A 10469-nucleotide genomic window follows, 5' to 3' on the forward strand; every position below is an offset into this window, starting at 1 on the left:
AGATGGAACATCTTGGAAAAGTATTTCGTGAATTTCGAACCAGTGGGAACTACTCTTTAAAGGAAGCAGCGGGCGATTCTTGCTCGACCTCTCAGTTATCTCGCTTCGAGCTTGGGGAGTCTGATCTAGCAGTTTCTCGTTTCTTTGAGATTTTGGACAATATTCATGTGACTATTGAAAATTTCATGGACAAGGCTAGAGATTTTCAAAATCATGAACATGTTGCCTTAATGGCACAGATTATTCCGCTTTACTACTCAAATGATATTGCAGGTTTTCAAAAGCTTCAAAAGGAACAGCTTGAGAAAGCGAAGAGTTCGACCAATCCCCTCTATTTTGAGCTGAATTGGATTCTGCTACAAGGACTGATTTGTCAAAGAGATGCTCGTTACACGATGAGTCAGAGTGATTTGGAAAAGGTAGCAGATTATCTTTTTCAAACAGAAGAATGGACTATGTATGAGTTGATTCTTTTCGGTAATCTCTATACTTTCTACAATGTGGACTATGTGGCTCGGATTGGCAGAGAAGTCATGGAGAGGGAACACTACTACAAGGAAATTGGTCGTCATCGAAAACTTGTTTTGATTTTAGCTCTTAACTGTTACCAGCATTGTTTGGAAAACCGTTCCTTTACGGATGCGGACTATTTTGAGGGCTATGTAGAGAAGTTGATTGGAAATGGTATCAAGCTTTATGAGCGCAATATCTTCCATTACCTCAAAGGTTTCGCCCTCTACCAGAGAGACTTGAAAGAAGAGGGGTGTAGTCAGATGCAGGAGGCTATGCATATTTTTGATGTGCTTGGACTTCCAGAGCAAGTGGCTTACTATCAGGAACATTATGAAAAATTTGTAAATGCTTAAATTTCCCAAATAAGGGAAAAATAAAGAGACTCCTTTCAGTTTTGATACAATAGTTTCAAAATTTGAGAGGAGCTTTTTATATGAATCGACATGCAATCCAGTTGATTAGTCGTGGTGCTATTAATAAGATAGGAAATATGCTCTATGATTATGGAAACAGTGTTTGGTTGGCGTCGATGGGAACGATAGGACAGACTGTTCTTGGGATTTACCAGATTTCTGAACTCGTCACATCGATTCTGGTCAATCCCTTTGGTGGAGTGATTTCAGACCGCTTTTCGCGTCGCAAAATTTTGATGACGACGGACTTGATTTGTGGTATTCTCTGTTTAGCTATTTCTTTCATCAGAAATGATAGCTTGATGATTGCTGCTCTGATCTTCGCAAATATTGTTCAGGCAGTTGCCTTTGCATTTTCTCGTACAGCCAACAAAGCCATTATAACTGAGGTTGTAGAGAAAGACGAGATTGTGACCTATAATGCTCGCTTAGAGCTCGTTTTGCAGGTTGTCGGTATTAGCTCCCCGGTACTTTCTTTTCTCGTTTTACAATTTGCCAGTCTCCATATGACGCTTGTTTTAGATGCCATTAGTTTTTTCATCGCATTTATCTTAGTAGCTTTCCTCCCCAAAAAAGAGGCTCAGGAACAAGTGAAAAGGACTCTCAGCTGGAAAAATATTTTTGCTGATATGAAAGAAGGGATTCGATATATTTGGCGCCAGCAAGAAATCTTTTTCCTTTTGGTAGTCGCTTCCAGTGTTAATTTCTTTTTTGCAGCTTTTGAATTTCTCCTCCCTTTTTCAAATCGACTATACGGGGTAGAAGGAGCTTATGCAACTATTTTGACTATGGGCGCTATTGGTTCGATTATCGGAGCTCTTCTAGCTAGCAAAATAAAGGCAAGTGTTTATAATCTTTTGTTTTTATTGGCCTTGACTGGAGTTGGAGTTTTTATGATGGGATTACCACTACCAACTTTTCTTTCCTTTTCTGGAAATTTAGTTTGTGAACTTTTTATGACGATTTTTAATATTCACTTTTTTACTCAGGTACAAACCAAGGTTGAGGGGGAATACTTGGGAAGAGTACTAAGCACCATTTTTACCTTAGCCATCCTATTTATGCCGATTGCAAAAGGCTTTATGACGGTGCTACCAAGTGTCAATCTCTCTTCTTTTCTGATAATTGGAAGCGGGGTTGTCATCTTGTCTTGTTTATCCCTCGTTTATGTGCGAAGTCATTTTAAAAAAGAGTTATAATTTCTTTTTTTAAGAAAATATTTCACTACGAATCATTTTTCAGTCCTTCTCTATTGTGAGGAGGGCTTGCTTTGTGGTAAAATGGGATTATGAATGAAAGAATGAATGAGTTAGTTGCCTTACTTAACCGCTATGCGACCGAGTACTATACGAGTGACAATCCCTCGGTTTCAGATAGCGAGTATGATCGCCTCTACCGAGAGTTGGTCGAATTGGAAGCTGCCTATCCAGATCAAGTTTTAGAGAACAGTCCGACCCATCGTGTTGGTGGTAAGGTTTTAGATGGTTTTGAAAAATACAGTCATCAGTATCCTCTTTATAGTTTGCAGGATGCTTTTTCACGTGAAGAGTTAGAAGCTTTTGATGCGCGTGTGCGAAAGGAATTACCCCAACCGACCTATATCTGTGAATTGAAAATCGATGGTTTGTCTATCTCGCTTACGTATGAAAAGGGAATTTTGGTAGTCGGTGCGACACGTGGGGATGGTTCTGTTGGTGAAAATATCACAGAGAACCTCAAGCGCGTCAAGGACATTCCTTTGACCTTGCCAGAAGAACTAGATATCACCGTTCGTGGAGAGTGTTATATGCCACGCGCTTCCTTTGATCAGGTTAACCAAGCCCGCCAAGAAAATGGAGAGTCTGAATTTGCCAATCCTCGTAATGCGGCGGCTGGAACTTTGCGTCAGCTGGATACAGCAGTAGTAGCCAAGCGTAATCTTGCGACTTTCCTCTATCAAGAAGCCAGCCCTTTTACTCGTGATAGCCAAGAAAAGGTCTTAGAGCATCTTGAACAGCTTGGCTTTGTGGTTAATCCTAAACGAAAATTGGCTAAAAGTGTAGATGAGATATGGGACTTCATCCAAGAAGTAGGACAAGAACGGGAGAAACTGCCTTACGATATCGATGGAGTGGTCATCAAAGTCAACGACCTAGCAGGTCAAGAAGAACTCGGCTTTACCGTTAAAGCGCCCAAGTGGGCAGTCGCCTATAAATTTCCTGCTGAAGAAAAAGAAGCCCAGCTCCTTTCAGTTGACTGGACAGTTGGCCGTACGGGTGTTGTGACCCCAACTGCCAACCTGACTCCTGTCCAGCTTGCTGGCACAACTGTTAGCCGTGCCACTCTTCACAACGTAGATTATATTGCTGAAAAGGATATTCGCAAAGATGATACGGTAATCGTCTACAAGGCTGGAGATATCATTCCTGCTGTTTTGCGTGTGGTAGAGTCCAAGCGTGTTTCTGAAGAAAAACTAGATATTCCGACTAATTGTCCAAGTTGTGACAGTCAATTGCTTCATTTTGAAGATGAAGTGGCTCTTCGTTGTATCAATCCTCGCTGTCCTGCCCAAATCATGGAAGGTTTGATTCACTTTGCCTCTCGAGATGCCATGAATATAACAGGGCTTGGTCCTTCCGTAGTTGAGAAACTCTTCGCTGCCAATTTAGTCAAGGATGTGGCGGATATCTACCGTTTGAAAGAAGAAGATTTCCTCCTTTTAGAAGGTGTCAAGGAAAAGTCTGCTTCTAAACTGTATCAGGCCATTCAAGCATCCAAGGAAAACTCTGCTGAAAAGCTCTTGTTTGGTCTGGGAATTCGCCATGTCGGAAGCAAGGCTAGCCAACTCTTGCTCCAACATTTCTACTCTATTGAAAATCTAGCCCAAGCTGATCCTGAGGAAGTAGCAAGCATTGAAAGCTTGGGTCGTGTGATTGCTCGAAGCCTTCAGACTTATTTTGCTACAGAAGGGTCTAAAATTCTCTTAGATGAGCTGAAAGAAGCTGGAGTCAATCTGGACTACAAAGGACAGACAGTAGTAGCAGATGCAGCCTTGTCCGGTTTGACAGTTGTATTAACAGGAAAATTGGAACGTCTCACGCGCTCAGAAGCCAAAAGCAAACTCGAAAGTCTGGGTGCCAAAGTCACAGGCAGTGTTTCTAAGAAAACGAATCTTGTCGTAGTAGGAGCTGATGCAGGAAGCAAGCTCCAAAAAGCACAAGAACTTGGTATTGAAGTTCGAGATGAGGCCTGGCTAGAAAGTTTGTAAAAAATTGTTGAAAACTAAATGTTAGATAGTCTGGAACTATCTCTCATGATGTGTTTTTATATCTATTAAAACTATTCTCTATAGTGCTGAAATTCCCGTTAAATTCTTCAGCATGACTTAAAAATTAAAATTAGGAATTAGGAAAAGAAATGTATAGATACCCTGTAGTCATCCATTTTCACCGAAAGAATGGGGATTATGATGCTTGTTCATTCAGTAGAAAACAGGCAGATATTAAAGAAAATTTGTATTATGAAAATGACTATTTTGGAGCAAAATTCTCCTTTACAGTCACAAGTGCAGAAAGGCTCGATACTTTGACCTTTTCTGCTGAAATAGATGGAAAGACAAAAGATTATTTCCTACGGTTTAACTATTACCCACTGTTGACTGAGGTTTGGATCTTAGATGGTGATGAGACGGTTTATTATTCTGAAAATCCAGCCATTGCTAGTCCTTACTATAAAGATCGAAACCCGTTTGCTTTTGATAAAGCCTTTCACAGTGAAAGTTTTGATCACCATTGGGGATACCAAGGAGAGTTGGGTTATAGTATCTCTGACTACCAGACAAGCTTTAAACTCTGGGCTCCTACAGCTACAGCTGTACAGGTGGTTGTCTATGAAAATACCAGCAACGATGCTCCGATTTGGAAAACCTTTAATCTTGAGCGTGGGAATAGCTATTCATATAGTCATAAGTACAATACCATTGGTGTTTGGAGTGTAGACCTGGATGAAAATCTTGCAGGCAAGGCTTATCAGTATCAGATTGGGTTTCCGCACCACCAGACCTTGATACGAGACCCATACACTATCGCTACAAGTCCTGATGGGAAACGTTCTGTCATCCTATCTCAGCAAGATAGACAGGTAGAAGGATTTAAAGTCAAACATGGGACAGACGCCCCTTGGCGTTTGGAAAATACATGTAAAGCCGTTATCTGTGAGATGCACATTCGTGATTTTACAAAATCGCCGACATCTGGAGTGGCAGAGCATCTCCGTGGAACCTTCCTTGGGGCTGCCCAGACTGGAACGGTTAACCAGTATGGTCAAGCAACAGCATTTGACTATATCAAAGAACTCGGCTGTAATTATGTTCAGCTCCAACCAATCTTTGATCGCCATAAGGAATATGATGAGGATGGAAATGTAACCTATAACTGGGGCTATGACCCTCAAAACTACAATGCGCCAGAACCAAGTTTCTCTAGTAACTCAGATGATCCTGGACAGGTTATTCGAGACCTCAAGACCATGATTCAGGCATATCATGATGCAGGAATCGGTGTCATTATGGATGTCGTTTACAACCATACCTTCTCAACGGTTGATGCACCTTTCCAAACAACTGTTCCTGATTATTACTATCGTATGAATCCAGATGGAACCTTCCAAAACGGCACAGGTGTAGGAAATGAAACCGCAAGCGAACACGAAATGTACCGCAAGTATATGATTGACTCACTCCTTTATTGGGTAAAAGAATACAATATTGACGGTTTCCGTTTCGACTTGATGGGAATTCACGATATCAGAACCATGCAGGCAATTCGTTGGGCACTGGATGAAGTTGATCCTCGTATTATCACTTATGGAGAAGGTTGGGATATGGGGACCGGTCTTGCACCTTATGACAAGGCCAAGAAGGACAATGCCTACCAGATGCCAAATATTGGATTCTTCAATGATGATCAGCGTGATGCCATCAAAGGAGGAGAAGTTTATGGTTCAATCAAGGCAGGATTTGTTAGTGGTGCAGCTACAGAACCGATTGTAGCCAAAGCTATTCTTGGTAGCCGAGAGTTGGGCTCATATCTTAGTCCAAACCAAGTTCTTAACTATGTGGAGGCCCATGATAATTACAATTTGCATGATTTGTTAGTAACCCTTCATCCAGATCACAGTTCAGATAAGATTATGCGTCAGGTTGAGACTGCAACAGCGATGAGCATTCTTATGCAAGGGATGTCCTTTATAGAGCTGGGACAAGAATTTGGTCGCACCAAACTCCTTGCTACAGGAGAAAATGGCGAGCTAACTCCGGCAGATAGAGAACGTGCTATGAATAGTTACAATGCTCCGGATAGGGTCAACCAGGTCAACTGGGATTTAATCAATGAGAGACAAGAGAGCATTGACTTTATTCGCCAGATTATTCGTCTAAAAACACAAACGCGTGCTTTCTCTTATCCTACATACGAAGAAGTTTATCGCCATGTCTTTGTCCATACAGCTGCTGAAAATAGTGGGTGGATTGTTTACGAAATTCACGGTGGATCAGAGCACTTATTGGTGGTATTCAATGCCAAGGGAACTTCCTTCTACTTTGAAAATGCGGGAAATCTTGAAATGCTGGTGTCCAATAGTCGTTCTAAAGAGTCTAATGTGATTGATGATATCAGCGTTGCAGTCTTGAAGGTACTTTCATAGTAAATGCAGCAAAAAGGTTTAGTTAAAACTAGACCTTTTTTTGATTTTTATTGAAAAACCAATATCTAATAGAAATAAATTTCAAATAATTTGAAGAATCAAGTTTGTGAAAAAAATATCAATATTTTCTAAAAAGGGGTTGTAATTTTCTGAAAATTTGATAAAATAAGGTTTAATCATTTTCAGGAGGAAGAGAATTTGACAAATTATCAGAATTTAGTGAATGGAAAATGGAAATCATCAGAGAATGAAATTGCCATCTATTCTCCCATCAATCAGGAAAAGCTAGGTACAGTACCAGCTATGAGTCAGGCTGAAGTAGATGAGGCTATGAAAGCAGCGCGTGCAGCTCTCCCAGCATGGCGTGATTTAGCACCAGTTGAGCGTGCAGCTTATTTGCATAAGACAGCAGACATTTTGGAACGTGATAAAGAAAAAATTGGTACAATTCTTGCTAAAGAGGTTGCAAAAGGGATTAAAGCAGCCATTGGAGAAGTAGTACGTACAGCAGAATTGATTCGTTTTGCTGCCGAGGAAGGTCTCCGTATCACTGGACAAGCAATGGAAGGTGGCGGTTTTGAAGCCGCAAGTAAAAACAAACTAGCCGTTGTTCGTCGTGAGCCAGTTGGTGTCGTTTTAGCTATCGCGCCATTTAACTACCCAGTCAACCTTTCTGGATCTAAGATTGCTCCGGCTTTGATTGCAGGAAATGTCGTTATGTTTAAACCACCAACACAAGGATCTATTTCTGGTCTCTTGTTGGCTAAAGCATTTGACGAAGCCGGAATCCCAGCAGGTGTCTTTAACACCATCACTGGACGTGGTTCTGAAATTGGAGACTACATCATCGAACACAAGGAAGTGAACTTCATTAACTTTACAGGTTCAACACCGATTGGTGAGCGTATCGGTCGTTTGGCTGGTATGCGCCCGATTATGCTGGAGCTTGGTGGGAAAGATGCAGCAATTGTCTTAGAAGATGCAGATTTAGAAAATGCAGCTAAGCAGATCGTAGGTGGTGCCTTTAGCTACTCTGGGCAGCGTTGTACCGCTATCAAACGTGTTTTGGTTGTGGAAAGCGTAGCAGACAGATTGGCTGAATTGCTCCAGGCTGAAGTTGCTAAGCTAACTGTCGGTGATCCATTTGACAATGCTGATATCACACCTGTTATTGACAATGCTTCAGCTGATTTCATCTGGGGATTGATTCAGGACGCTCAGGAAAAGGGTGCCAAAGCGCTCAGCACAATCAAACGTGAGAACAATCTCATTTGGCCAGGACTTTTTGATTATGTCACAAGAGATATGAAATTAGCCTGGGAAGAACCATTTGGACCAGTTCTCCCAATTATCCGAGTTGCAGATGCCAACGAAGCACTAGAAATTGCTAATGAATCAGAGTTTGGTCTTCAATCTTCAGTCTTTACAAATGACTTTAAGAAGGCGTTTGAAATCGCTGAAAAACTTGAAGTGGGAACCGTTCATATTAATAATAAAACACAACGCGGACCAGATAATTTCCCATTTCTTGGTGTAAAAGGTTCTGGTGCAGGAGTGCAAGGAATTAAATACAGTATCGAAGCGATGACAAATGTTAAATCCATTGTTTTTGATGTGAAATAATTTATAAAATCAGGAAAACGACTTCCTGATTTTATTGTATTCAAAAAAATACAGTTTAAAATTGATAAAAAACGAATATTCTGGTATTATACTAAAAAAATATATGGAAATTGTTTCGTATTCTATTTTCTGGATATATTTTTTAAAATGCTAGGAAATTTTTTGAAGGCTTTCATAAAAAAATATGATTTCCTTCGTAAATTACTTGAAAGTTATCTTAAAAGAGTGTATAATAGAATTATAGAAAACGCTTACAAAAGAAAGGGGATTGAATGAATAATCAAGAAACATTAAGAACCTTTACTACAGGTGAGAATTTTCACCTCCAGCATTATTTAGGAGCGCATAGAGAGGAGAAAAACGGAGAAATTGGCTATACCTTTAGGGTTTGGGCACCAAATGCACAAGCAGTTCATCTAGTTGGTGATTTTACTAATTGGGTTGAGAATCAAATTCCTATGGTTCGTAATGAAGCAGGTGTTTGGGAAGTCTTTACGAGTCAGGCTCAGGAAGGTCAGATTTATAAATATCATATCACGCGTGCAAATGGTCACCAGATTATGAAGATTGATCCGTTGGCAGTTTATTTTGAAGCTAGACCGGGTACAGGAGCAGTTCTGACCAATATCCGTGAAAAGAAATGGAAAGACGGTCTTTGGCTAGCACGTCGCAAACGTTTGGGATTTTTTGAGAGACCAGTTAATATATACGAGGCCCATGCAGGATCTTGGAAGAGAAATCCAGATGGTAGTCCCTATACTTTTTCACAGCTGAAAGACGAGTTGATTCCATACTTAGTTGAGATGAACTATACACATATTGAGTTCATGCCTTTAATGGCTCATCCACTTGGATTGAGCTGGGGCTATCAGCTTATGGGGTACTTTGCTTTTGAACATTCCTATGGCAGACCTGAGGAATTCCAAGATTTCGTTGAAGAGTGTCATATAAATAATATCGGTGTTATCGTAGACTGGGTTCCAGGTCATTTCACTATTAATGATGATGCGTTGGCATATTATGACGGCACACCAACTTTTGAATACCAAGATCACAACAAGGCTCATAACTATGGTTGGGGTGCGCTGAATTTTGACCTCGGGAAAAATGAGGTCCAGTCTTTCTTGATTTCAAGTATTAAATTTTGGATTGATTTTTACCACTTAGATGGTATTCGGGTCGATGCAGTGAGCAATATGCTGTATCTAGATTATGATAATGCTCCTTGGACTCCAAACAAAGACGGTGGAAACCTTAATTACGAGGGTTATTATTTCCTTCAACGGTTGAACACAGTTGTCAAGTTAGACCATCCAGACATCATGATGATTGCAGAAGAAAGTTCATCAGCGACAAAGATTACTGGTATGAAAGAAATGGGCGGCCTTGGATTTGACTATAAATGGAATATGGGTTGGATGAACGACATTCTCCGTTTCTACGAGGAAGATCCGATTTATCGTAAGTATGATTTTAATCTTGTGACCTTCAGCTTTATGTATGTTTTCAATGAAAACTATCTCCTACCTTTTTCACATGATGAAGTGGTTCATGGTAAGAAGAGTATGATGCATAAGATGTGGGGAGATCGCTACAATCAGTTCGCTGGTCTGCGCAATCTCTACACTTATCAAATTTGTCATCCAGGTAAGAAACTCTTGTTCATGGGTAGTGAGTACGGACAATTCCTCGAGTGGAAGTCTGAGGAGCAGTTAGAATGGTCTAATCTAGAAGATCCGATGAATGCCAAGATGAAGCATTTCACTTCACAACTGAATCAATTCTATAAAGACCATCGCTGTCTTTGGGAAATTGATACCAGTTATGATGGTATCGAGATTATCGATGCTGATAATAGAGATCAGAGTGTCCTTTCCTTTATTCGTAAGGGCAAGAAGGACGAAATGTTAGTCTGTGTCTTTAACATGGCACCAGTTGAACGTAAGGACTTTACGATTGGTTTACCTGTTGCAGGTATTTACGAAGAAGTTTGGAATACAGAATTAGAAGAATGGGGAGGTGTGTGGAAAGAGCACAATCAAACAGTTCAGACTCAAGAAGGCTTATGGAAAGATTATGAGCAGACTTTGACCTTTACCCTGCCTGCCATGGGAGCAAGCATCTGGAAGATCAAGCGTCGTTTGAAACCAACCAAGAAAAAAGAATAATGGGCTGATGATTATAATTTTTTAGATTTTAAAAACGGATGTACTTGTATTGGACTTGAAACACAAGAGA

Annotated in this window: 6 protein-coding genes; all 6 read left to right on the top strand. The window is 40.5% G+C overall.

Annotated features, from left to right (window positions below):
- Window positions 1-2: 2 nt before the first annotated feature.
- The 6 genes from NMM25_RS02120 (at window position 3) to glgB (ending at window position 10399) form a co-directional block, all read left to right on the top strand.
- Window positions 3-866: a MutR family transcriptional regulator gene (locus NMM25_RS02120; RefSeq protein ID WP_254735793.1), complete on the top strand. Its 864-nt coding sequence runs from the start codon at window positions 3-5 to the stop codon at window positions 864-866.
- Between the two features lie 80 nt (window positions 867-946).
- On the top strand, window positions 947-2125 hold the full coding sequence (locus NMM25_RS02125) for an MFS transporter (protein WP_254735794.1): 1179 nt from the start codon (window positions 947-949) through the stop codon (window positions 2123-2125).
- Window positions 2126-2214: 89 nt separating this feature from the next.
- Window positions 2215-4173: an NAD-dependent DNA ligase LigA gene (gene ligA / locus NMM25_RS02130; protein ID WP_254735795.1), complete on the top strand. Its 1959-nt coding sequence runs from the start codon at window positions 2215-2217 to the stop codon at window positions 4171-4173.
- Between the two features lie 149 nt (window positions 4174-4322).
- On the top strand, window positions 4323-6608 hold the full coding sequence (pulA, locus tag NMM25_RS02135; protein WP_254735796.1) for a type I pullulanase: 2286 nt from the start codon (window positions 4323-4325) through the stop codon (window positions 6606-6608).
- Between the two features lie 198 nt (window positions 6609-6806).
- A complete protein-coding gene (locus tag NMM25_RS02140) occupies window positions 6807-8231 on the top strand; it encodes an NADP-dependent glyceraldehyde-3-phosphate dehydrogenase (RefSeq protein WP_254735797.1) in 1425 nt (474 codons plus the stop codon).
- A 272-nt stretch (window positions 8232-8503) separates the two neighbouring features.
- A complete protein-coding gene (glgB, locus tag NMM25_RS02145; protein WP_254735798.1) occupies window positions 8504-10399 on the top strand; it encodes a 1,4-alpha-glucan branching protein GlgB in 1896 nt (631 codons plus the stop codon).
- Window positions 10400-10469 lie beyond the last annotated feature (70 nt).

The sequence above is a fragment of the Streptococcus sp. CF10-1 genome (assembly GCF_024295825.1).
GTDB lineage: Bacteria > Bacillota > Bacilli > Lactobacillales > Streptococcaceae > Streptococcus.